At 69.6% G+C, this 23,844-nt stretch carries 33 protein-coding genes; 21 read left to right on the top strand and 12 right to left on the bottom strand.

Features of this window, described 5'->3' with window-relative positions; all coding sequences use genetic code 11:
• Nucleotides 1-26 precede the first annotated feature (26 nt).
• From DMC64_RS16585 to DMC64_RS16555, 7 genes are all read left to right on the top strand, one after another.
• A complete protein-coding gene (locus DMC64_RS16585) occupies nt 27-1,331 on the top strand; it encodes an MFS transporter (protein ID WP_125734229.1) in 1,305 nt (434 codons plus the stop codon).
• Nucleotides 1,328-2,728 (top strand): aminotransferase class V-fold PLP-dependent enzyme, encoded by a 1,401-nt coding sequence (locus DMC64_RS16580; protein ID WP_125734228.1) that lies wholly within the window; start codon nt 1,328-1,330, stop codon nt 2,726-2,728. The genes DMC64_RS16585 and DMC64_RS16580 overlap by 4 nt, the downstream gene beginning before the upstream one ends.
• 75 nt (nt 2,729-2,803) lie before the next feature.
• A complete protein-coding gene (locus DMC64_RS16575; protein ID WP_125734227.1) occupies nt 2,804-3,235 on the top strand; it encodes an SRPBCC domain-containing protein in 432 nt (143 codons plus the stop codon).
• Nucleotides 3,225-3,560, top strand: coding sequence for a helix-turn-helix transcriptional regulator (locus DMC64_RS16570; protein ID WP_037337245.1), 336 nt, complete (start codon nt 3,225-3,227; stop codon nt 3,558-3,560). Before DMC64_RS16575 ends, DMC64_RS16570 begins: the two co-directional genes overlap by 11 nt.
• Nucleotides 3,557-4,006, top strand: a complete 450-nt coding sequence (locus DMC64_RS16565; protein WP_125734226.1) for an SRPBCC domain-containing protein — start codon at nt 3,557-3,559, stop codon at nt 4,004-4,006. Before DMC64_RS16570 ends, DMC64_RS16565 begins: the two co-directional genes overlap by 4 nt.
• A complete protein-coding gene (locus DMC64_RS16560; RefSeq protein ID WP_125734225.1) occupies nt 4,003-4,695 on the top strand; it encodes a DUF899 domain-containing protein in 693 nt (230 codons plus the stop codon). The genes DMC64_RS16565 and DMC64_RS16560 overlap by 4 nt, the downstream gene beginning before the upstream one ends.
• A gap of 21 nt (nt 4,696-4,716) precedes the next feature.
• Entirely contained in the window at nt 4,717-6,129 is a 1,413-nt protein-coding gene (locus tag DMC64_RS16555) for an AMP-binding protein (RefSeq protein ID WP_125734224.1), read from the top strand.
• Between the two features lie 30 nt (nt 6,130-6,159).
• Here the strand turns inward: DMC64_RS16555 and DMC64_RS16550 are convergent, their stop codons facing one another.
• Genes DMC64_RS16550 through mrf form a run of 4 tightly spaced genes read right to left on the bottom strand, consistent with a single transcriptional unit; the run spans nt 6,160 to nt 8,895 of the window.
• Nucleotides 6,160-7,233, bottom strand: coding sequence for a GTP-binding protein (locus tag DMC64_RS16550; RefSeq protein WP_125734223.1), 1,074 nt, complete (start codon nt 7,231-7,233; stop codon nt 6,160-6,162).
• Nucleotides 7,230-7,388: a 50S ribosomal protein L32 gene (gene rpmF / locus DMC64_RS16545; RefSeq protein ID WP_016334054.1), complete on the bottom strand. Its 159-nt coding sequence runs from the start codon at nt 7,386-7,388 to the stop codon at nt 7,230-7,232. Before rpmF ends, DMC64_RS16550 begins: the two co-directional genes overlap by 4 nt.
• Nucleotides 7,388-7,645, bottom strand: a complete 258-nt coding sequence (locus DMC64_RS16540; protein WP_034306403.1) for a type B 50S ribosomal protein L31 — start codon at nt 7,643-7,645, stop codon at nt 7,388-7,390. The genes rpmF and DMC64_RS16540 overlap by 1 nt, the downstream gene beginning before the upstream one ends.
• Entirely contained in the window at nt 7,642-8,895 is a 1,254-nt protein-coding gene (mrf, locus tag DMC64_RS16535) for a ribosome hibernation factor-recruiting GTPase MRF (RefSeq protein WP_037337265.1), read from the bottom strand. Before mrf ends, DMC64_RS16540 begins: the two co-directional genes overlap by 4 nt.
• A gap of 84 nt (nt 8,896-8,979) precedes the next feature.
• Between mrf and rpmB the strand changes: the two genes are divergently transcribed.
• The 6 genes from rpmB (at nt 8,980) to cobA (ending at nt 11,677) form a co-directional block, all read left to right on the top strand.
• Nucleotides 8,980-9,216 carry a 50S ribosomal protein L28 gene (gene rpmB / locus DMC64_RS16530; RefSeq protein ID WP_005149951.1) on the top strand — a complete coding sequence of 79 codons (237 nt, stop codon included), beginning with the start codon at nt 8,980-8,982 and terminating at the stop codon, nt 9,214-9,216.
• The gene (gene rpmG, locus DMC64_RS16525) at nt 9,216-9,383 is read left to right on the top strand and encodes a 50S ribosomal protein L33 (protein ID WP_016334057.1); all 168 of its coding nucleotides are present in this window, start codon (nt 9,216-9,218) and stop codon (nt 9,381-9,383) included. Before rpmB ends, rpmG begins: the two co-directional genes overlap by 1 nt.
• The gene (gene rpsN / locus DMC64_RS16520; protein ID WP_016334058.1) at nt 9,383-9,688 is read left to right on the top strand and encodes a 30S ribosomal protein S14; all 306 of its coding nucleotides are present in this window, start codon (nt 9,383-9,385) and stop codon (nt 9,686-9,688) included. Before rpmG ends, rpsN begins: the two co-directional genes overlap by 1 nt.
• Complete coding sequence (gene rpsR, locus DMC64_RS16515) at nt 9,685-9,933, top strand: 30S ribosomal protein S18 (RefSeq protein ID WP_125734222.1); 249 nt, start codon at nt 9,685-9,687, stop codon at nt 9,931-9,933. Before rpsN ends, rpsR begins: the two co-directional genes overlap by 4 nt.
• A gap of 64 nt (nt 9,934-9,997) precedes the next feature.
• Nucleotides 9,998-10,405 (top strand): ankyrin repeat domain-containing protein, encoded by a 408-nt coding sequence (locus DMC64_RS16510; RefSeq protein WP_125734221.1) that lies wholly within the window; start codon nt 9,998-10,000, stop codon nt 10,403-10,405.
• Nucleotides 10,406-10,459: 54 nt separating this feature from the next.
• Nucleotides 10,460-11,677: a uroporphyrinogen-III C-methyltransferase gene (gene cobA / locus DMC64_RS16505; RefSeq protein ID WP_125734220.1), complete on the top strand. Its 1,218-nt coding sequence runs from the start codon at nt 10,460-10,462 to the stop codon at nt 11,675-11,677.
• On the opposite strand, the gene DMC64_RS16500 is transcribed toward cobA, so the two are convergent.
• Nucleotides 11,665-12,225: a GNAT family N-acetyltransferase gene (locus tag DMC64_RS16500; protein WP_125734219.1), complete on the bottom strand. Its 561-nt coding sequence runs from the start codon at nt 12,223-12,225 to the stop codon at nt 11,665-11,667. The genes cobA and DMC64_RS16500 overlap by 13 nt on opposite strands.
• Nucleotides 12,215-13,102 (bottom strand): alpha/beta fold hydrolase, encoded by an 888-nt coding sequence (locus DMC64_RS16495; RefSeq protein ID WP_199754991.1) that lies wholly within the window; start codon nt 13,100-13,102, stop codon nt 12,215-12,217. The genes DMC64_RS16500 and DMC64_RS16495 overlap by 11 nt, the downstream gene beginning before the upstream one ends.
• 128 nt (nt 13,103-13,230) lie before the next feature.
• On the opposite strand from DMC64_RS16495, the gene DMC64_RS16490 reads away from it, so the two are divergent.
• From DMC64_RS16490 to DMC64_RS16480, 3 genes are all read left to right on the top strand, one after another.
• Nucleotides 13,231-14,073, top strand: a complete 843-nt coding sequence (locus tag DMC64_RS16490) for a crotonase/enoyl-CoA hydratase family protein (RefSeq protein WP_125734218.1) — start codon at nt 13,231-13,233, stop codon at nt 14,071-14,073.
• A gap of 40 nt (nt 14,074-14,113) precedes the next feature.
• On the top strand, nt 14,114-15,817 hold the full coding sequence (locus tag DMC64_RS16485; RefSeq protein WP_125734217.1) for an AMP-binding protein: 1,704 nt from the start codon (nt 14,114-14,116) through the stop codon (nt 15,815-15,817).
• Nucleotides 15,818-16,077: 260 nt separating this feature from the next.
• The gene (locus DMC64_RS16480) at nt 16,078-16,836 is read left to right on the top strand and encodes a D-Ala-D-Ala carboxypeptidase family metallohydrolase (RefSeq protein ID WP_037337290.1); all 759 of its coding nucleotides are present in this window, start codon (nt 16,078-16,080) and stop codon (nt 16,834-16,836) included.
• A gap of 1 nt (nt 16,837) precedes the next feature.
• On the opposite strand, the gene DMC64_RS16475 is transcribed toward DMC64_RS16480, so the two are convergent.
• The 4 genes from DMC64_RS16475 to DMC64_RS16460 are packed head-to-tail and all read right to left on the bottom strand — an operon-like array spanning nt 16,838 to nt 20,602.
• Nucleotides 16,838-17,470 (bottom strand): NUDIX domain-containing protein, encoded by a 633-nt coding sequence (locus DMC64_RS16475; RefSeq protein WP_125734216.1) that lies wholly within the window; start codon nt 17,468-17,470, stop codon nt 16,838-16,840.
• A complete protein-coding gene (locus tag DMC64_RS16470; protein ID WP_125734215.1) occupies nt 17,467-18,660 on the bottom strand; it encodes an adenylosuccinate synthetase in 1,194 nt (397 codons plus the stop codon). The genes DMC64_RS16475 and DMC64_RS16470 overlap by 4 nt, the downstream gene beginning before the upstream one ends.
• Complete coding sequence (locus DMC64_RS16465; RefSeq protein ID WP_125734214.1) at nt 18,657-19,631, bottom strand: hypothetical protein; 975 nt, start codon at nt 19,629-19,631, stop codon at nt 18,657-18,659. Before DMC64_RS16465 ends, DMC64_RS16470 begins: the two co-directional genes overlap by 4 nt.
• Before the next feature lie 2 nt (nt 19,632-19,633).
• Nucleotides 19,634-20,602, bottom strand: coding sequence for an adenylate cyclase (locus DMC64_RS16460; RefSeq protein WP_125734213.1), 969 nt, complete (start codon nt 20,600-20,602; stop codon nt 19,634-19,636).
• Nucleotides 20,603-20,713: 111 nt separating this feature from the next.
• Between DMC64_RS16460 and DMC64_RS16455 the strand changes: the two genes are divergently transcribed.
• Nucleotides 20,714-21,148, top strand: a complete 435-nt coding sequence (locus DMC64_RS16455; RefSeq protein WP_199754990.1) for a hypothetical protein — start codon at nt 20,714-20,716, stop codon at nt 21,146-21,148.
• 15 nt (nt 21,149-21,163) lie between these two features.
• On the opposite strand, the gene DMC64_RS16450 is transcribed toward DMC64_RS16455, so the two are convergent.
• Nucleotides 21,164-21,547: a hypothetical protein gene (locus DMC64_RS16450; RefSeq protein ID WP_125734212.1), complete on the bottom strand. Its 384-nt coding sequence runs from the start codon at nt 21,545-21,547 to the stop codon at nt 21,164-21,166.
• Between the two features lie 22 nt (nt 21,548-21,569).
• Nucleotides 21,570-21,818, bottom strand: a complete 249-nt coding sequence (locus DMC64_RS16445) for a hypothetical protein (RefSeq protein WP_037339884.1) — start codon at nt 21,816-21,818, stop codon at nt 21,570-21,572.
• Between the two features lie 40 nt (nt 21,819-21,858).
• On the opposite strand from DMC64_RS16445, the gene DMC64_RS16440 reads away from it, so the two are divergent.
• The 4 genes from DMC64_RS16440 to gcvH all read left to right on the top strand — a co-directional run bounded on the left by DMC64_RS16440 (nt 21,859) and on the right by gcvH (nt 23,741).
• Nucleotides 21,859-22,149, top strand: a complete 291-nt coding sequence (locus DMC64_RS16440) for a hypothetical protein (protein WP_233629677.1) — start codon at nt 21,859-21,861, stop codon at nt 22,147-22,149.
• Nucleotides 22,150-22,387: 238 nt separating this feature from the next.
• Complete coding sequence (locus DMC64_RS16435) at nt 22,388-22,621, top strand: hypothetical protein (RefSeq protein WP_016334075.1); 234 nt, start codon at nt 22,388-22,390, stop codon at nt 22,619-22,621.
• A 37-nt stretch (nt 22,622-22,658) separates the two neighbouring features.
• The gene (locus DMC64_RS16430; RefSeq protein ID WP_052120514.1) at nt 22,659-23,294 is read left to right on the top strand and encodes a CDP-alcohol phosphatidyltransferase family protein; all 636 of its coding nucleotides are present in this window, start codon (nt 22,659-22,661) and stop codon (nt 23,292-23,294) included.
• A 63-nt stretch (nt 23,295-23,357) separates the two neighbouring features.
• The gene (gene gcvH, locus DMC64_RS16425; RefSeq protein WP_005150021.1) at nt 23,358-23,741 is read left to right on the top strand and encodes a glycine cleavage system protein GcvH; all 384 of its coding nucleotides are present in this window, start codon (nt 23,358-23,360) and stop codon (nt 23,739-23,741) included.
• Nucleotides 23,742-23,844 lie beyond the last annotated feature (103 nt).

Genomic DNA, 23,844 nt, shown 5'->3' with positions numbered 1-23,844 from the left:
TCGGGAGAATCGCCTCGAGGAGGATCATGGCATCGCTGCCAGCACGGACGAGGTACCGCTACTCGCTCGGCTCGTTCGTCACCGGCGCCTTCGGCACGGTTCCCGGCCTGCTCCTCCTGAAGTACCTCACCGACACGATGGGCGTCGCGGCGGGCGTGGCCGGCCTGATCGTCTTCGTTCCCAAAGCGTGGGACGTGCTCTTCAACCCGATTGCAGGACGGCTCTCGGACGCGGACATGGTCCGCACCGGGAGCCGTCGCCGTTTCCTGCTCTACGGCGGCATCGGCGTCGCGATTCTCTTCGCCGCGCTGTTCGCGCATCCCGGCTTCGGCGGCCCGGTGCCCGACGCGATCTACGTGATCGTCGTGTTCCTGTTGTGCGCCACGGCGTACGCCTTCTTCCAGGTACCGTTCAACGCGTTGCCCGCCGAGCTGACGGACTCGGCCGAAGAGCGCACGAAGCTGACCAGCGTCCGGATCGGTTTCCTCGCGGTCGCCATCCTGGTGTCCGGTGGCGGCGCGCCCGCGATCACCGACCTGATCGGCGGTGTCGCAGGCTACCGGGTGATGGGCCTGTTCATCGCCGTGGTCATCCTGCTTGCGACGCTCGGCGTGTACTTCGGGCTCAAGGACGCTCCCGTCGGCGCGCTGCGGCCGAACACGGTGAGCCCGCGCGAGCTGCTCCGGACGCTGGCGCAGTGGCGGCCGTTCCGCTGGCTGCTCGGGGTCTACTTCATTCAGGCGCTCGGCATCGGCACGGTGCTGGCCGCCATCCCGTTCTTCGCCGAGCGGATCCTCGGCAGCTCCGGCTACTCGACGGTCCTGTTCGTCGGCTTCGTCGGTCCGGCGCTGCTGACCATGCCGCTGTGGCCGAAACTCGGGGCGAGCGTCGGGAAACTGGCCGGGTTCCGGATCGCGACCGCCGCGTTCGGGATCGGGCTGCTCGGTCTTCTCGGCGCGAAAGTGTTCCCGTTCCCCGTCACGATGGTGTTCGTCGCCTTCTGCGGCGTCGGGTACGCGGGGATCTCGGTGTTCCCGCTGGCGATCCTGCCGGACCTGATCAGCGACGAGGAGGAGCGGACCGGCGAGACCAGGGCCGGGGTCGCGGCCGGGGTCTGGACCGCGTCCGAGACGCTGGGGCTCGCGCTCGGGCCGGGGCTGTGGGGGCTGGTGCTGCAGTTCGGCGGCTACCAGTCCAGTCTCGACGCCAAGGCCGCGCAACCGGACAGCGCGCTGACGGCGATCCTGCTCGGCGCGTCGATCCTTCCGGCCGTGCTGATCGTGCTCGGCATCCCGTTGCTGCGCAAGTCGGTGCTGGAGCGCCGGCCGTGACCGCCGAGGACGTCCTGAAGGAGCTTCGGGAACTGCGCGCGGGAGACCTGCCGACCCACGGCGGCCGGACGCTCGCGTACGTCTACGACAGCGGTCTGTCCGAAGTGGACGAACTCGGCGCGGCGGCGCACGCGCTGGCCTCGTCGGCCAACGGGCTCGATCCGACGGCGTTCCCGAGCCTGCTGCGGATGGAGAACGACCTCGTCGGCACGGCCGCCCGGTTGCTGGGCGGTACGGCGGACACGGTCGGCTCGGTGACGTCGGGTGGCACGGAGTCGTGCATGCTCGCCGTCCTGGCCGCCCGCGACGCGCGTCCGGACGTGTCCTCGCCGAGCATCGTGCTGCCCACGACCGCGCACGCCGCGTTCCACAAGGCGGCGCATTTCTTCGGTGTGCGCGTGGTTTCGGTGCCGGCCGATCCGGTGAGCTTCCGCGCCGTTCCCGAGGCGATGGCCGCCGCGGTCGACGACAGCACGGTGCTCGTCGTCGCGAGCGCGCCGTCGTACGCCCACGGCGTCCTCGACCCGATCCCGGAGATCGCCGCGTCGCTGGACGGCGTCCGGTTCCACGTCGACGCGTGCATCGGCGGCTGGGTGCTGCCGTATCTGGGGCTCGGCCCGTTCGGGTTCGACGTCCCCGGCGTCACCAGTGTTTCGGTGGATCTGCACAAGTACGCGTACTGCCCGAAAGGCGTGTCGGTCCTCTTGCACGCCGACGCCGGGCTGCGCCGTTCGCAGTACTTCGCCAGTGCGGACTGGCCCGGCTACACGATGCTGAACACCACGCTGCAGAGCACGCGGTCCGGCGGCCCGCTTGCCGCGGCGTGGGCTGTCGTGCGTCATGTCGGCGAAGACGGTTACCGCGAACTGGCCTCGGGGGCGCGTGAGGCGGCTGTCGAGATCCGCGCCGGGATCGAGGCGCTGGACGGGTTGCGGGTCCTCGGCGATCCGGTGTCGACCCTGCTCGCGTTCACCGTGGCGGACGGCGCGGGCTTCGACCTGTTCACCGTCGCGGACGAGATGCGCGAGCGCGGCTGGTACGTCCAGCCGCAGTTCGCCCACGAGTCGTCGCCCGCGAATCTGCACCTGACGGTGACGGCCGCGAACCGGGGGAGCGAGAAGGATTTCCTCGCCGATCTCACCGCTTCTGTATCGGCCGCCCGGGAGGCCGGGCCGGTCGTCGTCGATCCGCAGGTGGCCGGGTTCGTCGCCGCGCTGGATCCCGCGACGCTGACGCCGGAGCAGTTCGCCGGACTGCTCGCCGCGGCGGGTCTCGGCGGCGACGCGGGCCTGCCCACCCGGATGGCGGAGATCAACGCCCTGCTGGCCACGGCACCCGGTCCGCTGCGGGAGCGGCTGCTGCTCGAGTTCCTCGGCGCGCTGTACACGGCTTCCTGAACTTCCCTTGACGCAATCAGTCGGTTGCTATACAAAGTTATAGCAACCGACTGATTGCTACTTGTGGAGGCTGTCGTGGGATTCCCCGACCGGATCGAACGCACCGTCGAGATCGCCCATCCGCCCGCGAAGGTCTGGGCCGCGCTGACCACGGCCGAAGGGCTGGGCACCTGGTTCGGCAACCAGGCCAGCATCGACCTGCGGCCAGGTGGCGACGCCGAGATGAAATGGGACGAGGGGCACAAGGCGGTCATGCGCGTCGAGCGCGTGGAAGAGCCGGAGGTCTTCGGCTTCACCTGGAACATCTACGGCCTGCCCGAGGACGACCCTCGTCGTACTTACGTCGAGTTCACCCTCGCTCCGAACGGTGAAGGCACGCGGCTCACCGTCGTCGAGACCGGTTTCTCCCAGCTGCCGGAAGACGTCCACCAGGTCGCGTTCGAAGGGAACACGAAGGGGTGGGCGGCCGAGCTGGGCGAACTGATCGAATACCTCGATGCCGCCTGACAACGAAGCGATCGCCGAACAGGTCTTCGTCGCACTGGCCGACCCGAGCAGGCGGAGCATTCTCGCCGTCCTCGCCTCGGGCGGCCCGGCCACGGCGACCGACCTGGCGGACCGGCTGCCGATCACCCGGCAGGCCATCGCCAAGCACCTCGCACTGCTCACCGACGCCGGCCTCGTGATCCCGGAGCAGGGGGAGCGGCGCCGCGTCCGGTACCGCCTGCACTCGGCGCCGATGCAGGTCGCGCAGCAGTTCCTCGCCGCGCTCGCCCGCGATTGGGACGGGCCGCTCGCGGCGCTGAAAGACCATCTGGAGGGTTCAGCATGAGCTTCACGACGAGTTTCACCGTGGACCGGACACCGCAGCAGGTCTACGACGCCTTCACCGACGTCCGCCGGTGGTGGTCGGAAGAGATCGAGTACACCGGCGACGAGTTCGAGTACCACTACGAAGAGGTCCACCGCTGCCGGATCCGGATCACCGAGTCCGTGCCCGGCCGCAAGGTGTCCTGGCTGGTCCTCGAGAACCACTTCGACTTCACCCGCGACGAGACCGAATGGGTCGGCACCACGATCACCTTCGAGATCGAGGAGAAGGACGGCAAGACCGAAGCGCGCTTCACCCACCACGGGCTCGTCCCGGAGTACGAATGCTTCGACGTCTGCCACAAGGCGTGGACCTTCTACGTCGGTACCAGCCTGCGGGACCTGATCACCACCGGCGAGGGGCAGCCGAACCGGCAGAGCGTGCTTCCCGCGGAGCTGGCGCGATGAACACGGTGTCCGCGGCCGAATGGGAGGAAGCGCGCCTTCGGTTGCTGGTGAAGGAAAAGGAGCTGACCCGGGCCCGCGACGCGCTCGCGGCCGAGCGGCGGCGGATGCCGTGGCTCGCGATCGGGAAACCGTACGAGTTCGAAGGCCCATCCGGGACGGTGAACCTGCTCGACCTGTTCGAGGGACGCCGTCAGCTGATCGTCTACCGGGCGTTCTTCGATCCCGGAGTGGAGGGTTTCCCCGACCACGCCTGCAAAGGCTGCTCGCTGGTCGCCGACCAGGTCGCGCATGTCGCGCATCTGAACGCCCGCGACACCACGCTCGCCTTCGCCTCGCGCGGTACGCAGCCGGACATCGCGCGGCTGAAGACGCGGATGGGCTGGACGATGCCGTGGTACACGATCACCAGCGACTTCGACGTCGACTTCGGCGTCGGCGAGTGGCACGGCACCAATGCCTTCATCCGCGAGGGTGACCAGGTGTTCCGGACGTACTTCGTCAACGATCGCGGCGACGAGACGATGGGCGGCACGTGGAGCTACCTCGACATCACCGCGTTGGGGCGGCAGGAGGAATGGGAGGACTCGCCGGAGGGCTACCCGCAGACGCCGCCGTACGAGTGGTGGAACTGGCACGACGCCTACGAGGATTCCGCTTCGTCCGGTGGAGGGTGCTGCTCGGGGTCGTGAGCCTGGGTTAGGGTCCGGCCGGTGGAGAGTCTGTTTCTGACCAGGGTGCTGGACGCGCTGCGTTCGGGTGGCGACGAGGTGCTGTTCGTCCAGGACGGCGTCGAGACCGGCTACCGACAGGCGCTGGAACTGGTACGCCGGATGTACGCGGCACTCCCGGACGGCGGCGTGGTCGCCATCGACGCCGGCAACCGGCCCGAAACCGTTCTCCTGCAGATCGCCGCCCAGCTGCGGGGTTCGACGGTTCTGCTCGTCGCCGCGTCGGCGAGTGCGCCGGATCGCCTCGCCGCGATCGAGGCGGCCGGGGTCACGACCCTGGTGGCCGAGCACGCGGCGGACTGGCCGGACGGAGTGACCACGCTCGACGAACTGGTGGACCGTGACGGTGCCGACCCGGCGGAGCTGCCGCGGTCGGTCACCGTCGTCTTTCCCACCGGCGGCACCACCGGAACGCCGAAACTGATCCGGCACAGCGGGATCTACGACGGGATGGCCCATATCTTCGCGCCGGATCCGGCGGGGCCGGGGCGCACCCTGCTGATCGCGCCGATGACGCATATGACCGGCAACGCCACCGTGCTGGGGGCGATCCTGCGGCGGGAAAGCGTGGTACTGCTGCGGGACTTCGACGCGGGCGGGGTCCTGGACGCGATCGCGGAGCACCGGATCACCACGTTGTCCCTCACTCCCGCGCGGCTCGCCGCGGTACTCGACCATCCGGCCATGGCGTCGACCGATGTCAGCAGTGTGCGCGGACTGTCGCTGGGTGCCGCCCCGCTTCCGCCGCGGCGGCTGGCCCAGGCACTCGACATGTTCGGGCCCGTGGTCGGGCAGGGATACGGGCTCACCGAGGCGCCGATGATCGCGAGCATCTCCGCGGCGGAACTCGACGGGCGCCCGGACCGGCTCGAATCCGTCGGCCGGATCGTCCCCGGTATGGAGGCACGGATCGACGAGGGGGAGGTCCTGGTGCGCGGACTGTCCATGATGGACGGTTACCACGGGTCGGCGCCGATCGGGGACGGCTGGCTGCGGACCGGCGATCTCGGGCGGTTCGACGACGAGGGGTATCTCTACCTGCTGGACCGGGCGAACGACGTCATCATCACCGGCGAGCACGGCACCAAGGTGTACTCGACGGTGGTCGAGAACGCCCTCGCGCGACATCCGCTGATCCGTTCAGCGGCCGTTTTCGGAGTACCGGGCGACGACGGCGAGGGCGAGCGGGTCCGCGCCGTGGTGGTGCCGGTCGCTTCCGGAGCGCTGTCGGCCGAAGACGTCCGTGCACAGGCCCGGGAGTTCTTCGGGCGGGAGCATTTCGTACCGTCCGATGTGGACTTCGCCGAGGCGCTGCCGCTGACGGCGATCGGGAAGGTCGACAAGCGGGCGCTGCGGGCGCCGTTCTGGGCCGGGCACCGCCGCGGCATCGCCTGAGCCGACCTCCGCCGATCGTGCCGCGGGCCGTCAGTGGACGTGTACCGCCTCCCACTCCGGAAACGGATCCGCGCCGCCCGAACCGGCGGCCAGACAGGCCTCAAGCGAGTCCAGCAGCGCGTCCTTCTCCAGTCCCACCCCGATGAACACCAGTTCCTGCCGCGGCGCCTCCTCGACGCCCTGCGGCTCGAACCGGGCCACCGAACCGGCCTGCGACCACAGCCCGGTCACCCCGGGCCGCGACGCCAGCGAGAAGAACCCCTTCGACCGCAGGACCGTCCCGAACTCCCCGGTGTCGAGCCGCCCGACGAAGTCCCACAGCCGTTCCGGATCGAAAGCCGCCGAGGCGCGGAAGACGACGCTGGAGATCCCGTACTCCTCCGTCTCCGGCACGTGATCGCCGTTGAGTTCCGCCACCCACCCGGGTGCTTCCTGCGCCCGCTCGATGTCGTAACGCCCGGTGCCGAGCACCCGGTCGAGCGGGACGCGGCCGTGGGTCGCGACGACGACCTCGGCGGCCGGGTTGAGCCGCCGCAACACCGCCGACAGCCGGTCGAGGGAGTGAGCCGGGACCAGGTCCGCCTTGTTCAGCAGGAGGACGTCCGCGAACTCGATCTGGTCCATCAGCAGGTCGCTGACCGTCCGCTCGTCCCCGTCGTACTGGTCCAGCCCGCGTTCGGTCAGCTCGTCCCCAGCGGCCAGTTCCCGCTCGAAGTTCACCGCGTCGACCACGGTCACCATCGTGTCGAGCCGCGCGGAATCCAGGAAGCTGAACGTCGCCGCCACGGGCATCGGCTCGGAGATCCCGCTCGATTCGATGAGCAGGTAGTCGAACCGCCCGTCTTCGCACAGCCGCGAAACTTCCTCCAGGAGGTCGTCGCGCAGGGTGCAGCAGATGCAGCCGTTGGTCATCTCGACGAGCCGTTCCTCGGTGCGGGACAGGCTGTTCCCGTCCCGCACCAGCGCGGCGTCGATGTTGACCTCGCTCATGTCGTTCACGATCACCGCCACCCGCAGCCCGTCGCGGTTGGCGAGGACGTGGTTGAGCACGGTCGTCTTGCCCGCACCGAGGAAACCGGACAGCACCGTGACCGGCGTCGTCACTTCCCACCTTCGTGAAAATGCTTCATCAGCTTGCGCGGCACGAGTTTCGTCTCGCCGTTCACCTTGATCGGCACCAGATCCGGCACGGCCGCCTTCCACTGCGAACGACGAGACCGGGTGTTGCTGCGCGACATCTTCCGCTTCGGGACGGCCATTACTTCGACCCTCCGCGACGGCCGTAGCGGCGGTGGAACTTCTCGACCTGGCCGGCGCTGTCCATGATCCGCTGGTTGCCGGTCCAGAACGGATGCGACCACGAGCTGATCTCGACGTTCACCAGCGGGTAGGTGTTGCCGTCGCTCCACTCGATGGTCTGCTCCGACGTGGCGGTGGAGCGGGTCAGGAAGGCGTCCCCGGTGGAGAGGTCCTTGAACACCACAGGGTGGTAGTCGGGGTGGATACCCGGTTTCACTGCGATTCGTCCTTTCGGTTCGACGCGTTCACGTCGTGCTTCTCGGGGTCGGTTTCCGTGTCCTCGCACGGTTCTTCGTGCCACTCGCCGAACGGATCCGGATAGCGGAGCCATTCCTGCTCACCGGCGGCGAGTTCCTCCTCGGTCAGCAGCGCCCCGTTCAGGGCGGCTTCGATCTCGTCGGGGGTGGCCTGATCGGTGACGACGACCAGTTCCTGCGCGCGGTCGCCGAAGAGCGGGTCCCAGCGCAGGGAGGCGAGGGTGCGGCGTTCGGGGGAGACGGCGGCCCAGTCCGGGCCGTCCGGGGCGGCGAGCCACGGCCCGGCGTGCCCGACGCCGAGACCGCCGCCCGCGGATTCGATCCACAGCGCCATGTCCGGCTGGCTCGCCACCCAGAGCCGTCCCCGGGTGCGGACGACGCCGTCGAGCAGGACGTCGATCGCGTCGTGGAGGCGCTCCGGGTGGAACGGGCGCTGCGAGGTGAAGGTGAGCAGCCCGATCCCGCAGTCGGTGTGCAACGGCGGCTGACCGCGCAGCAGCGGCCCGTGCATGTCGGTGACCTCGCCGCGCCGGGCGTCGGCGGGGACGGCGTCGAGCACGGTCTTCCCGTCCACTGAGGACAGTTCGACGCGGGGGATCGACGGCGCGACCCGGTCGAGTACGGCCGAGGCCTTCGCCGCGGACCAGGCGTCGGTCGCCGCGCCGGCGAGGACGAGCAGGTCGGCGAACTCGACCTGGGACAGCGCGACCTGCGCGACGGTGCGCTCGTCCTCGGGGCTGGCGAGCAGGTTCCGTTCGGCCAGCGTGTCGTCGCCGGTGCTGTCGGCCAGCCAGCCCGCGCAGTCGACGACCGTCAGCACGGCCCGCAGGTCGACGTCCTCGATCACCGGCCGCTCGCCGACGAGGACGTTGTGCAGCGCCCAGCTGACCGGCTCGGGCTCCATCGCCTCGTCGAGCCGCACCACGATCCGCCGCACCTGCGGCATCCGGGAGAGCTTGCGCAGCAACGGCAACAGGTCTTCGCGCAGGGTGCACGAGACGCAGCCGTGCGCCAGTTCGAGCACCGTCAGCTGGTCGCGGTCGGCGAGCCGGATGCGCCGTCGGACCACGCCGGAGTGGATCTGCCTCAGGTCGTGATGCACGACGGCGGTGCCGGGTTCGGCGAGGCGCAGCCGCTCGGCGAGGTCGGCGTTCGGTCCCGGTGCGAGGCCACCGATCAGGACGAGGGGCACACGGGGGTTGTCGGTCACTGAAGCTCCGGGGCGTCGAGGGCGTTCTGGTTCGGCTGTGTAGAGTAAATGAAAACGACAACCGATATCAACTTGGGAGGGTATATGTCCGCCGTGTGCCAGGTCACCGGCCGCAAACCGGGCTACGGGAAGCAGGTGTCGCATTCGCATCGGCGCACGTCCCGGCGCTGGGAGCCGAACCTGCAGGCCAAGCGGTACTTCGTGCCGAGCGAAGGGCGCTGGGTCCGGCTGCGGGTCTCGGTGAAGGGCATGAAGACCATCGACAAGCGGGGGATCGAGGCCGTCGTCGCCGAGCTCCGCGCGAAAGGGGTGAAGCTCTGATGGCCAAGAGCACCGACATCCGGCCGATCATCAAGCTCCGCTCGACCGCCGGCACCGGCTACACCTACGTCACCAAGAAGAACCGCCGGAACGACCCGGACCGCATGGTGCTGCGCAAGTACGACCCCATCGCGCGCAAGCACGTCGAGTTCAAGGAGGAGCGCTGATGGCCAAGAAGTCCAAGATCGCCAAGAACGAGCAGCGCAAGGTCGTCGCCGCCCGCTACGTCGAACGGCGTCGTGAGCTGAAGGCCACCATCGCTTCGCCCTCCGCGTCGCCGGAGGAGAAGGCCGCCGCCGTGTCGGCCCTGCAGGCGATGCCGCGGGACGCCAGCGCGACCCGGATCCGCAACCGCGACGCCGCCGACGGCCGTCCTCGCGGCTACCTGCGGAAGTTCGGGCTCTCGCGGGTCCGGATGCGGCAGATGGCGCACAACGGTGAACTGCCCGGCGTCACGAAGTCGAGCTGGTGAGCGCGATGGCCAAGCCGAACCGCGACCGTCCGTACAAGCGCAAGACGAACCTGTTGCACGCCAACAAGATCACCGAGGTCGATTGGAAGGACGCCGACCTGCTGCGGAAGTTCATCTCCGACCGCGGCAAGATCCGTGCCCGCCGGGTCACCGGGCTGACGCCCCAGCAGCAGAAACAGGTCGCCACGGCGATCAAGAACGCCCGCGAGATGGCGTTGCTGCCCTATCCCCACGCGGGGCGCTGACACCGCCGGTCCGGGCGGTGCGACGTGCCGCCCGGACCGCGTCCGGCGTGGAAGAATCGGCCCCATGACGGAGAACCCCGGAAAGGCCGAGGAATTCGATCCCGAACTGCTGGAGTTGTGGGCCAAGGTGTTCGGCTTCGCCCGCTCGGGCGCGACGGCCGAGCTCGCCGCGTACGTCGACGCGGGGATCTCGGCGAACCTGACCAACGACCGGGGCGACACGCTGGTCATGCTCGCCGCCTACCACGGTCACGCGGAGACCGTCGCGGCGCTGATCGAGCGCGGCGCCGATCCGAATCGGGAGAACGACCGCGGCCAGAGTCCGCTCGCCGGCGCGGTCTTCAAGAACGAGCCCGAGGTCGTGAAGGCGCTCCTCAAGGGCGGTGCGGACGCGACGGCGGGGGAGCCGTCGGCGATCGACGCGGCCCGGATGTTCGGCAACACCGAACTGCTGGAACTGCTCGAGCGCTGAGGCGGTTCTCACTCGGATCGCGGTCCGGGGCGCTGAATCCTTACACTGCCCCGCATGGATGACCCGCATTACCTTTCCGGCCTCGACCTGGCAGGCCGCCGTGTCGTGATGATCGGTGGCGGGACGGTCGCCCAGCGCCGCCTGCCACGGCTGATCAGCGCGGGCGCGCGGGTCGAACTGGTCTCGCCGCACACCACGCCGTCGGTGAGCGCCATGGCCGACGCCGGCGAGATCGTCTGGCACGAACGCCGCTACACCGAGGGAGACCTCGCCGACGCCTGGTACGCGCTGGCGTGCACGAACGATCCCGAGGTCAACGCCGCCGTCTGCGCCGAGGCCGAACGCGCGCGGGTGTTCTGCGTCCGCGCCGACGACGGCGATCGCGGCAGCGCGGTCACCCCGGCGTCCGGCAGGCACGGCGGGCTCCTGGTCGGCGTGCTCTCCGGCGGTGAGCCGCTGCGGTCGGCGACCGTCCGGGACAGCGTCCTCGACGGCCTCCGGGCCGGTACCGTCGCCGACGGCCGGGTGCCGGACGCCCACGACGACCTCCCCGGCGTCGCCCTCGTGGGCGGTGGCCCCGGCGACCCGGAACTGATCACCGTCCGCGGCCGCCGACTCCTCGCCAGGGCCGACGTCGTCGTCGCCGACCGGCTGGCCCCGCGCGAACTGCTCGACGAACTCGCGCCCCACGTCGAGATCGTCGACGCCGCGAAGATCCCGTACGGCCGCGCCGCGAGCCAGGACGTGATCAACTCCACCTTGATCGAGCGGGCCAAGGCCGGGAAGTTCGTCGTGCGGCTCAAGGGCGGCGACCCGTACCTGTTCGGCCGCGGCTTCGAAGAAGTCCTCGCCTGCGCCGAAGCGGGTATCCCGGTGACCATGGTCCCCGGCATCACCAGCGCGTTCTCCGTTCCCGCCGCGGCGGACGTCCCGGTGACCCACCGCGGCGTCGCGCACGAGGTCGTCGTGGTGTCCGGTCACGTCGCGCCGGACGACGAGAAGTCGCTGGTGGACTGGGATCAGCTGGCGAAGATGCGCGGCACGATCGTGCTGATGATGGGTGTCGAGCGGTTGCCGCTGTTCGCCAAGGCGCTCCAGGCGGGGCGGCCGGGTGACACGCCGGTGGCGATCATCGAGGACGGCACCATGCGCACGCAGCGGGTGCTCCGCTCCACTTTGGACAAGGTGGTCGAGGACGCGGCGGCGGCCGGGGTGCGGCCGCCCGCAGTGATCGTCTTCGGCCCGGTGGCGGGGCTGGCTCAGCCTTCGTAGCCGGGATGCGACACGTAGAACCAGTCGGTGCCGTCGTCGCCGGGGGTGTCGAGGTGCTCCGCGCGGACCAGCCCGGCCCGTAGCGCCACTCGCTGCGACGCGACGTTCTCCGGCCGGACGCGGGCGATCACGAGGTCGTCCGGCCGGTGGACCCGGGCCCAGTCCACCGCCGCCGTGGCGGCCTCACCGGCGTACCCGGAACCCCAGGAGGCGGGGAACAGCCGGTAGAAGAGGTTCAGGACCGGGCGTTGCCGGAAACCGACGATCTTCACCCCGCAGAACCCCAGCGTCTCCGCCGAGTCGTGGCGCCGGATCGTCCAGTACCCGAAGCCGTACCGGTCCCACTGGTGCGACCAGCGGAGCAACAGCAGCTCCGCGTCCTTGCGTGTCTCCAGCAGATCCGAAGGGTTGTGCGCGCAGGCCTCGGGATCGGTGTGGAGGGCGAAGATCGCGTCGAGGTCGTCGGGCCCCGGTCGGCTCAGGCGCAAACGCCCGGTCCGCAGCTCTTCCGCGCCCACGTCCCGGGTCGGGACCGGCTCAACGGTCATGACAGCGCGCGGAGAAGTCGGCGATGGTGTCGGTCAGGCGGGTCGGATCGAACCGCAGCTCGACCGGGCTGCGGGCCTGGACGAATTCGGCCGCCGGCATGTCCGCGGCCAGCGTGTCCGCGTCGCCGAAGGGGTGGATCGGGTCGCGCTCGTGCCCGATGACCAGCGCCGGGGTCTCGATCGTGCACCGGATCGACTTGGGCGGCGCGATCCGGCCGAAGAGCACGCCGTGCAGGAGCGCGGCCATCGGCGCCGGCTGCTGGGACAGCGTGTCGGTGACGACGTCGACCCACTGGTTGCCGTGCGGCACGAGTTTCGCCGCCAGCGCGACCCCCTGCACGGTCACCGGCAGGAACCGGGCGGCCATGAGCAGGGGCGCGAACGTGATCAGCCCGGCGACGATCGCGTTGTCCAGCACGGGCATCTCGACGACCAGGCCGAGCGCGCGTTCCGGCGCGGCGACGCCGACTTCGAGCGCGACGTTGGCGCCCAGCGACGTCCCGCCGATGACGGCGGCGTCGATCTCCAGGTGGTCGAGCAGCGCGACGGTCTGCTCCGCGAACGCGGGCATCGAGTACAGCCAGGAGTCGGTGGGCCGGTCCGAATCGCCGTGCCCCAGCAGGTCGAGGGTCACCGCCCGGAAACCGGCGCGGGCCAGCCTGCGGGCGAGCGGGGCGTGCATCCGCCGCGTCAGCATGATGCCGTGGGTGAGCACGACCACCCGGTCGCCGGAGCCGAACTCGGTGTAGGCGAGCCGGTGACCCTCATGGGTGAAGGATCCCGACAACTCGATCGGCCGGGAGGATCGTTCCCGTCGCCGTCCGGGGGTCGGCGCGGGCAGGTCGGCGACCGCGGTGGCGCTGCTGGCCGGGCTCATATCCCACCGTCCTTCGTCGATTGCCGGTACTCACCGGTAGTTCTCGCTGGTACCAGGAAAGCATCTCAGGCGCGGCCGGGCACAGTGGCCGTTGGCAGCCTGTCAATCACATGAGTCAAGATGACCTCATGACCGCTACAGCTGACAGTCTTCCCGATCTCGTTTCGCTCAAGGTGGAGATCGACGGGCACGTCGCCGAAGTGACGCTGCTCGGTCCGTCCAAGGGCAACGCGATGGGCCCCGATTTCTGGCGTGAGCTGCCGATCGTCTTCCGCGCGCTCGACGCGGACCCCCAGGTCAGGGCGGTCGTGCTGACCGGGAGCGGCAAGCACTTCTCCTACGGGCTCGATCTGCCCGCGATGATGCCCAGCTGGGGCGAAATGCTCGGTGGCGACGCGCTCGCGGGCCCGCGCACCAAGTTCCTCGACGAGGTCCGGACCCTCCAGGCGAGCGTGTCCTCGGTCGCGGAATGCCGCAAACCGGTCATCGCGGCCATTTCCGGCTGGTGCATCGGTGGCGGCGTCGACGTGATCGCGGCCGCGGACATCCGGCTGGCGAGCGCCGACGCGAAGTTCAGCGTCCGCGAGGTCAAGGTCGCGATCGTCGCCGACCTCGGCAGCCTCCAGCGGCTCGCCCCGATCATCGGTGAGGGGCACCTGCGCGAACTGGCCCTGACCGGCAAGGACATCGACGCCGCCCGCGCCGAGAAGATCGGCCTCGTCAACGACGTCTACGCGGATCAGGACACCCTGCTGGCCGAGGCCCGCAAACTGGCGGCGGAGATCGCCACGAACCCGCCGCTGGTCGTGCAGGGCACCAAGAACGTCCTCTCGGCCAACACCGAACGTCAGGTCGCGGACGGCCTGCGTTACGTCTCGGCCTGGAACGCGGCCTTCCTGCCCAGCAAGGACCTCGGCGAGGCCGTGCAGGCCTTCCTCGAGCGCCGCGCGCCCGAGTTCAAGGGAGAGTAGAAAGAACCGGCGGCCCAACCAGCGGACCAGGAGGACGATCGTGAGCGCTTCGGAGGCATACCGCACGTTCCGCGAGGCACGGGACTATCTGCAGGCCCATCGCGAGGACTACGAAACCGCCTATCGGGACTTCACCTGGCCCCAGCCCGCCGAGTTCAACTGGGCGCTCGACTGGTTCGACGTCGTCGCGGCCGATCCGGCCAATCAGGACCGGTACGCGCTGTGGATCGTCGAAGAGGACGGCATCGAGAACCGCTGGACCTATCCGGAGATGGCGCGGCGGTCCAACCAGGTCGCGAACTGGCTTCGCTCGCTCGGCGTGGCCAGGGGCGACCGGCTGATCCTGATGCTGGGCAACCAGGGTGAGCTGTGGCAGACGATCCTCGCCGCGATCAAACTGGGCGCCGTCATCATCCCCGCCTCGACCCTGCTCGGCCCGGCGGATCTCACCGACCGGGTCGAGCGGGGCGCGGCGAAACACGTCGTGATCCGGTCCGTCGACGCGCACAAGTTCGAGAACGTCGAGGGCGATTACACGCGCATCGCCGTCGGTGAACCGGTCGAGGGCTGGCGGTCCTTCGTGGACGCCTACGAGGAGGCGGACGCCTTCACGCCCGACGGCCCGACGGCGGCGGAAGACCCGCTCCTGCTGTACTTCACCTCGGGGACCACCGCGAAGCCGAAACTGGTGCAGCACACCCAGGTCTCGTACCCGATCGGCCATCTGTCCACAATGTACTGGATCGGCCTCGAACCGGGCGACGTCCACCTCAACATCTCCTCGCCCGGCTGGGCGAAACACGCGTGGAGCAACGTCTTCGCGCCGTGGAACGCCGAGGCGACGGTGTTCCTCTACAACTACGCGCGGTTCGACGCGGTCTCGCTGATGGCGCAGATGGAACGGTGCGGTATCACCAGCTTCTGCGCCCCGCCGACGGTGTGGCGGATGCTGATCCAGGCGGATCTGACCGTGCTTAAGACGCCGCCGCGCAAGGTGGTCGGCGCGGGTGAACCGCTCAACCCCGAAGTGATCGACCAGGTCGAAAAGGCTTGGGGCGTCACGATTCGCGACGGTTTCGGGCAGACGGAGAGCAGCGTCCAAATCGCCAACACCCCCGGACAGGACGTCGTGCCGGGGTCGATGGGCCGTCCGCTGCCCGGCTTCACCGTGGCACTCGTGGACCCCGTGACCGGGGAGCGCGCGCAGGAGGGCGAGATCTGCCTCGACCTCGCCAAGCGGCCGGTCGGGCTGATGGCCGGATACGCCGACGACGAGGAACGCTCAGCCGCCGCGTTCGCGAACGGCTTCTACCACACCGGTGACGTCGGTTCGATCGACGAACGCGGCTACATCACCTACGTGGGCCGGACGGACGACGTCTTCAAGGCGTCGGACTACCGGATCTCGCCGTTCGAGCTGGAAAGTGTCCTGCTGGAACACGAGGCGGTCGCCGAAGCGGCGGTCGTCCCGGCGCCGGACCCGATCCGGCTCGCGGTCCCGAAGGCCTACGTCGTCCTGACGAACGGGCACGAGCCCACAGCGGACACGGCGGTGTCCATCCTGGCCTTCTGCAGGGAACATTTGGCCCCGTACAAGCGAATCCGGCGGCTGGAGTTCACCGACCTGCCGAAGACGATCTCCGGCAAGATCCGCCGCGTCGAACTGCGCGGGCGCGAGAACGAAGCCGACGGCCGGCCGGCGGGGGAGTTCCGCGAAGAGGACTTCCCGCAGCTGAAGGGCTGATGGCCCGGTCTCGAACTCCGAACTCGCGTGATTGGACACGGAACTCATGTGATTGAGGGCGGAACTCGCGTGATCCGGCGCGTTCCGCCTCCGATCACGCGAGTCACGGCTCCGATCACGCGAGTTCCGGGTTCGGGCGTGTGGGTCGAACGACCCACAGCGCGGTAACCGGAACCGCGTTAGCATCCTCGGCAGTGAATCGTTGACAACCCGTGGGGGTCACGGGTCTCACCTTCCCTGCTTTGAAAGGTGTTCCTGTCATGCGCATTCGTTTCCTCCTGCCGATGCTCGCCCTGGTGGCCGGGCTCGGTACCGCGGTGGCCACCCCGGCCGCCGCCGATCCAGGCCCGGTGACAGCGGGCGAAATGTCTGTCGCCGACGCCTGCTACTCCTGGGGACGCACGTTGTCGGAAGGCGCGTCCGGTGAGGACGTCCGGCAACTGCAGATCCGTGTGGCCGGGTACCCCGGCTACGGCGGCGTGCTCGCCCTCGACGGCCAGTTCGGCGCGGGGACCAAGGCCGCGGTCACCCGCTTCCAGCAGGCGTACGGGCTGGCGGCGGACGGCATCGCCGGTTCGGCCACGTTCTCGAAGCTCTACGCGTTGCAGGACGACGACTGCACGCCGATCAACTTCACCTACGCGGAACTGAACCGGTGCAACTCCGACTGGTCGGGCGGCAACGTCCCACCGGCGACGGCGAAGGCCAACGCGCTGGTCTCGATGTGGAAGCTGCAGGCGATGCGGCACGCCATGGGCGACCGGCCGATCGACGTCAACGGCGGTTTCCGCAGCGTCGCCTGCAACAACGCGGTCGGCGGCGCGACCAACAGCCGTCATCTCTACGGTGACGCCGTCGACCTCGGCGCCGGCTCGCAGGGCTTCTGCGGATTGGCGAAGCAGGCCCGTAACCACGGGTTCGCCGAGATCCTCGGGCCGGGCTACCCCGGCCACAACGATCACACGCACGTGGCACACCGGTCGACGCGCTTCTGGTCGGCGTCCTCCTGCGGGATCTGAGTCACTCCCAGCGCCACAGCGACGGCGGCCGTCCTCCCTTGGGGAGGGCGGCCGCGTGTTCGGTGGTACGCCGCAGACCGGGGACCCGCTCCATCGTCCGGCCGAGATTGGCCGGATAGGGGCGGTCCCCGGTCAGCGCTTCGGTGGCGTCCAGCGCCTGTGCCGTGGTGAAGATCGGTCCCAGCAGCCCGGCGGTGAAGGCGACGTCCCGCCACAGCCGTTCGGCCAGCATCGGACGGCAGTCGGCGACGATCCGGTCGTGGTCGAAGGCCAGCGGCGGGACCTCGTCCAGCGGCACCCAGACGACGTTCCCCGGGACGTCGAGCGCGGGATTCACGGTGGCCCACAAGGCGATGGAGAGAGTGGGACCTCGCGGGTCACGGTTCGGCTCGTCGAAGGTGGCGAGCTGTCCCGTCGCCGAGACCGCGTCGGGCGGGAGGCCGAGTTTGCCGACCACCGCCCGGCTCGCCGCCTCCCGCAGCCGTTCCCCGAGCCCCAGCAGCACCCCGGGCAGGGCGAGCTCCCCTTCGAACGGCTCGGCCGCCCGCGGCGCGATTCCCAACAGGACGTTCCTGGTGCCGGGGGCGAACCGCACCACGAGCACGTCAACGGACACCGGCGTCGAATCGATCACGCGTTGATTGTCGACCGTGCCTTGGCGACGCGGTAACCGGCCCTGTCCGGGCCGTACCCCATGACGGCCACCGGCAGCCGCGCGCCGAACCACGCCAGCGGATCCGGCAGGTCGACGGCGGGGGAGCCGTCACGGGGCACGACCTTCAACCCGGTCGCGTCGAGGTGGGTCACCGCGAGCGCGTCCACGCCGTCGCAGGCCGCGATCGCGTAGTCCAGTAAGGCCGCGTCGAGATGCCCCGCTCGCCAAGCGCCCTGGAATTCGCCGGTTTCGTTGTGCCGCTCAGGGAACCGGGCGAGCACGGCGGCGGATTCGGTCGGCAGTGGCCCCGCGCCGTGCCGGGTGAGGTACGTCCGCGTCACCCCCACGACGGTGTGCGGGCGCCCGCCCAACAGGGTGCGGGCGTTGTGCGGCGTGGTCGTCGACCAGGTCGTATGCGGATGGAACCCGTGGTACTGGTCGAGGAGAGCCCCCTGCGCTCCCTCGAACACCAGCCGCCCGGAATCCGCCAGCCGCCCCGTTTCGTCCCCGTCGGTGATCCGCACCGCGCCCGCGAAATCGCGGTACAGCGCCACCAGTTCGTCGACGCTGTGCGGCGGCGTGGCGAGCGGCGCGTAGAACCGCGCGAGCGCGTCCAGTTTGCGTCGCAGCACCGACGGCCGGGCGCAGTCGGCGACCGTGGGCGCTTCCCCCGGCCTCCCGATCACCTCCTGGTTCTCCACCACGTCACCCGGCGCGGCCCCGGGCAACAGCGAGTACCAGACGGTCTCGCCGATGCCCTTGCCACACGAACCGTGCCGGTTCACGCCACGGGCCTCCTCCCTGGCCCGGTTGGCGTGGATGTGGAACGGCGTCGTGAGCAGAGCCCGGCCGTCCACACTCAGCAGTGAGAGCGGATTCCGGACGCCGACCGCTTCGAGCCGTCGAGCTTCCGCGGCGAGCGCGAACGGCTCGACGAGCACGAACCGCGACAGATGGGTGGGCACGCCGGCGAACGTGCCCGCCCCGAACTGGCTGAAGGTGTGGTGCCGCCCGTCCACGACGACGTTGTGCGCGGCCTGCGCGCCCCCGTTGAAGCGGACCACCGCGGTGGTGGGCCGGGCGGCGCAGAGCGCGTCGACCACCGCGCCCTTGCCTTCGTCGCCGAAGCCGAGCCCGACCACCACCACGTGACCGTCCAGGAGACTCATCGCAGCACCACGTCGCTCGGCCCGCCGGCCTCGGGCACCGCCGACGTGACGACCGATTTGGTGCCCAGCTTGGCCAGCGCCTTGCCGACCGCCTTGCTTTCGGCGACCGAGCCGACGTCCGCGAGGTCGGCGAGCGCCCGGTCGACGTCCACCACCCGCTCTTCCAGCCCGATGGTGGCGGCGATCAGCTCGCACACCGCGCCCGGGTCGTCCAGCTTCAGGAAGTTCTGGCCGAGCAGATCGCTCCAGTGCTCGCCGATCTGCGGGTCGTTGTAGTACGAAGACTGGTTCGGCAGCACGAAGTAGACGTGCCACTTGCGAGCCAGCTCCCGGTACACCGAGGCCGGGTCGATGTCCTCCCGCACGTCGTCCCCGATCACCCGGCGGATGTGGCGGGCCTCCAGTGCGGGCTTGTTCAGCTCGTCGCCGATGATGAACAGATAACCCTTGCGGCCGCGGTTCTGCCACGCGTCGGTCACCACGTGCCGCGCCATGAAGTACGCGGCCAGTTCGTAGGACTCGCTCTTCTGCCCGCCGCCACCGCCTTCGAGGAACATCGTGCGCAGCTGCTCGTCCATCCGGTTGTCCGATTCGAACTGCCCGACCTGCAAGGGAACCCGGTCGCTGTCGGCGTCGCCGATCGCGCCGAACAGCACCTGCGGGTCGGCCAGATAACCCCGGCGCTTCAGCAGGCCGTGCAGCTTTCCGAGCTTGCCCTGCATGATCCGCGGCACCCGGCGCATCGAACCGGTGACGTCGAACAGCACCGCGATCGGCGTCGAATCGCTGTGGTCGGCCGAATCCCGGCATTCCCGCACGGCGTTCAGCGGGTCCAGCGCGGGCGCGACCTTCCATTCCTTCGCGGGCTTGGAACGGAGATCGGCGGTGTAGCCGAAATCGTCCTCGCCCTTGGCCGCGCGGAAGGTCTTCGCGGCGGCGTAGGCGTTGTCGTCCCAGTGTCCGTGTCCCATGGTCAGGCTCCTGTCTCGGGGATGATGAACGGTCGGAAGGTGCGAGGGCCGTACAGGTCGGCGAGCAGTTCGTCGTACTCGTCGAGCAGATCGGCGGCCTCGGGTCGTTGTGCCGGGATCTCCTGGAGGCACCACTTGGCGAATTCGCGCTGGCGGGTTTCGCCCGGTGCCAGGAGTTCCAGCATCATGTGGTGGAGCATGTGGACGTCGGTGGCGGCGGTCATCGGCTGTCCTTTGTGGACTTCCGGTGGATAGTGGACGGATTTGTCCGCCGCCAGCGGGAGCGCACCGTCTTCGACGGCGAACGACCAGCCGGTCACGACGATGCCGTGCTGTCCGGGATGGACGAGCACGTTGTCCGCGGTGAGATGGCCGTGGACGACACCCGCCCGGTGCGCGCCGGCCACGGCACGCAGGAGGCGACGGTGCATCCAGGCGTAGTCGCGGCCGTCGAGCCCGCCGGGGAAGGCCTTCCCGATGTCGGCGAGGGTGAGGAAGCCGTCGACGAGCGGGTCGAGGACGCTGAACGCGCGATCGCCCCTCGCGACCGGCCCCGACGTGTCGAGCAGCCGCGGGTAGTAGGGGCGGAGCCATCGATGCCGTTCGGTGAAGCCGTCCAGTGCGCGCAACGCGTCCCATTCGGCGTGGATCAACGGGTTGAGCGCCGGATCGCGGACGAGTTTGACCAGATGTGGGCCGGTGGTCCGGTAGGTCGTGGCGACACTGCCCACCGCGTGCGGTGCGACGAGGGTGTAGGCCGACGTCGCCGTGGTGACCGTCTGCCGCCGGGCCCGCTTCCACTCGTCGTGGAGGCGGTTGAGCGTGGCGGCCGCGCGGTGGGCCCGCACGTCGCCGGGGTTGCGGTCGGGGTGGAGCACGGCCGCCAGTTCGCGGTAGCGATGGCGGGCGAACAGCGCGGCCGGACCGGCCGCGTCCTCGACCGCCTTCATGGCGTCTTCCCTGGTGAGCATAGTTTGAGTCTAGACGACTCTTACTTCGGCTGGCAAGGGGGTGGGTACAAATCCCGTGCAGCTCCGTCGCTTCGGCGAATAGCCTGGAACGGCCGAGAAGAAGGGACTTTCTTGTCAGGTGAACCGGGAAATTCCAGGATTCCGCTGCGAACGCTGCTGGGCGGGATCCCGCTCGTTTTCCTGTTGTGGGTGACCGGGGGCGCCCTCGGTGACCGCGTGCGTGAACTGAACACCGGAGAGGACGTCACGGTCACCGTCGTCTCCGGATGTGTCGAGGACGGGCCGCCGATGAGCGGCCGGTTTCCCTACTGCGAGGCCGGGTGGCGGTTCGACGACGGGCGCACCGGACAGGGGAGGATCAACGGCGAGAGCGTCGCGGAAGGCGACAGGATCTTCGCCGGTGACGGATTCGCTTACCCGTCAAGGTCGAATCGGGTTTTGAGCCTGGTGATGGTCGCGTTGTGCGGCCTGGTCCTGCTGGGCATGCTGATCGGACTCGGTGTCCTGTACCGGAAGACCCGGACCTGGCGGCGTCGCGGGAAGTGACGCCGCCGTCCGTGCTCAGCTCCGGGTGGCCTCGATCTGCCGCTCGTCCTCGGTCGAACAGCTCGTCACCGGATCGTTCGGCCCGCTGCCGCAGGTCCAGGCCCCGACCACGACCGGACCTGGCCCCTGCGGCGACGTCGCTTCGGCGGGTGTCAGCTTGGCGAAATAGTCCTTGAGCACCTGCGTAGCCTCGGCACAGTCGGTCTTCCCTCGGACGACGACCTTGTTCTTCGCGCCTTGGTATCCGGCGACCTCTCCGCACGGCGATCCGGCGAGGGCCTGGTCGGCGGCGGCGGGGGAGGAGGACGGGGGCGGTGCGGCCGCGGGCGCGGGATCGGCGCCGCAACCGCTCAGCAGGACGACGGCGAACGCGGCGGGAAGCACGGCGAGGCTCTTCATGGGCCCTTCTTCTCGGGATGGTTCATTCGACGGGGACGACGGCGGCGAACACGTTCTGCTCGCCCTTGCTGCAACTCGTGCCGCCCTGTGCGGCGGGAGCTCCGGAGACGCACAGCCAGCCGTCCACGGTCTCGCTGACCGGCTCGTCCGAGCCCGCGGACTGACGGCCGGCGATCCTCTTGTGGAACGCGTCGACGATCCCGGTCGCCTCCGCGCAGGAGACGCCGGGTCCGTTGAGCACCTGCAAGGTCAGCCCGCTCGCCGCGGTCACCGTCCCGCAGGAACCCTGTACCGGTTCAGCGGGTTTCGGTTTGGGGGCGGGAGTCGGGGCGGCGGACGGACTCGGCGCGGTTTGGGACGGGATCGGCGGCACCGAAACGCTGGACGCGGTCGTGGGGATCGCGGGCGATGAGACCGGCGTCGAAGTGACAGGCGGTGGCGGGGCTTCGCCCGAACAGGCGGCGAGCGTTCCGGCGACGGCGCAGACCGCGAACAGGCGCCGCCACGTCCCCGTGGTCGTCGAGACGGGCAAGGCGATCCTTTCGTCGGCCGGTCGTGGCCGGCCCATTCTGACCCGGCCGGGCCCGATGTCGTGGCATTGAGCCACGTTCGGTTCGCGGGAGGCTATCGCGGCCCCGTCGCCGCGATACGCGAGGACCGGGCAATCACTGTCCACTGTGGACAATTAATATGCCGTTCACGGCGCGGCAACACCCTGCTGTCGTCGCGAACCGATCGGACGAATCCGGCGCCGAGCCGTTAACGCGCGGCCCCGTTCTGCCGAAAAGACAAGTAGCGCTCCGGCGTGTCCCAGTCCCCGTCACCGAAACCGTGAGAGCGATGAAGACCGACGAACAGACCGACCCCGCGTCACCCCAGGCCACCGCACCGGCGAGCACGGAGCTTCCCCCGACGGCCCCGTGCACCGTCGTCTGGTGTGGCGGCCGCCCGTACGTCCTGGAGAACTCGGCGGGCCACCATCGCTGGATGGGCACCGACCACCGGGGCAGGCCCGTGGCGCTGACCAGCGCGGACCTGCAACGCCGCGGCTGGACGCACACCCGGGCCAGCTGACGCGGGAGGACCTGCCGCCGCTGGCTAGGCTGAGCGGGTGAGTACGCCCCCCGAACCGAGCGTGACCAGCGAAGAACCTTCCCTGCTGCGGCAGGCCCTGAACGTCCCCAACATGCTTTCGATCCTCCGGCTCGCCGGGGTGCCGGTCTTCCTGTGGCTGCTCCTCGGCCCGAAGGAGGACGGCTGGGCGCTCGCGCTGCTGGTGTTCAGCGCGCTCACCGACTGGCTCGACGGCAAACTCGCCCGCTGGCTCAACCAGATGTCGCGGCTCGGCCAGCTGCTCGACCCCGCGGCCGACCGGCTCTACATCCTCGCGACCCTCATCGCCTTCCTGATCCGCGACATCATCCCGTGGTGGCTGGTGGTCCCGCTGGTCGTCCGGGAGGCCGTCCTCGGCGTCTGCGTCCTGCTGCTGCGGCGGCGGGGGTTCGCCCCGCCGGAGGTCACCTACATCGGCAAGGGCGCCACCTTCGTGCTGATGTACGCCTTCCCGTTCCTGCTGCTCACCCAGGGCGGCTCCGACATCGCCGCGATCGCCCGGCCGATCGGCTACGCCTTCACGGCATGGGGTGCGGTCCTGTACGTCTATTCAGGCGTGCTGTACGTCGTCCAGACCGTACGGGCGCTGCGCCCGGCCGCTCCCGGCGTGTCGCGGGAGGCGCCGGGCGCGTGACCCGGCGGGATGGGAAACTGCGCGCGTCGGTTTCGAGTGAGGGCATCAGAAAGGGGAGCGGCGTTGTCCACTCCAGAAGAACTGCGGTACACCGAGGAGCACGAGTGGGTCTCCGTGCGCGACGGCGGGCTCGTGCGCGTGGGCATCACGGAGTACGCCCAGGACCAGCTCGGTGACGTGGTGTTCGTCGAACTGCCCGAGGTCGGCAAGCAGGTCGGCTCGGGCGACGCGTTCGGCGAGGTCGAGTCGACCAAGAGCGTCTCGGAGCTGTTCGCCCCGCTCGACGGCGAGGTGGTCGCGGTCAACGACGCGGTGACCGAGTCGCCCGAGCTGATCAACAGCGACCCGTACGGCGAAGGCTGGCTGATCGAGCTCCGTCTCGACGACGCGAGCTCGGTGGAATCCCTGCTGGAGGCCGAGGCGTACCAGGCGCTGATCAAGGAATAGCCGCAGGCCGTGGCCCTTCGGGAAGAGTAGGGGGAGCCGCGGGCCGGAGATTCGATCAGGCACGGTACGTTTGACCTCCACACGTTCTTGAGTAGTGGCAACA

The sequence above is a fragment of the Amycolatopsis sp. WAC 04197 genome (assembly GCF_003947475.1).
GTDB lineage: Bacteria > Actinomycetota > Actinomycetes > Mycobacteriales > Pseudonocardiaceae > Amycolatopsis > Amycolatopsis japonica.
Note: the sequence above shows the minus strand (reverse complement) of the source record. Positions and strands in the feature narration are given on the sequence as shown.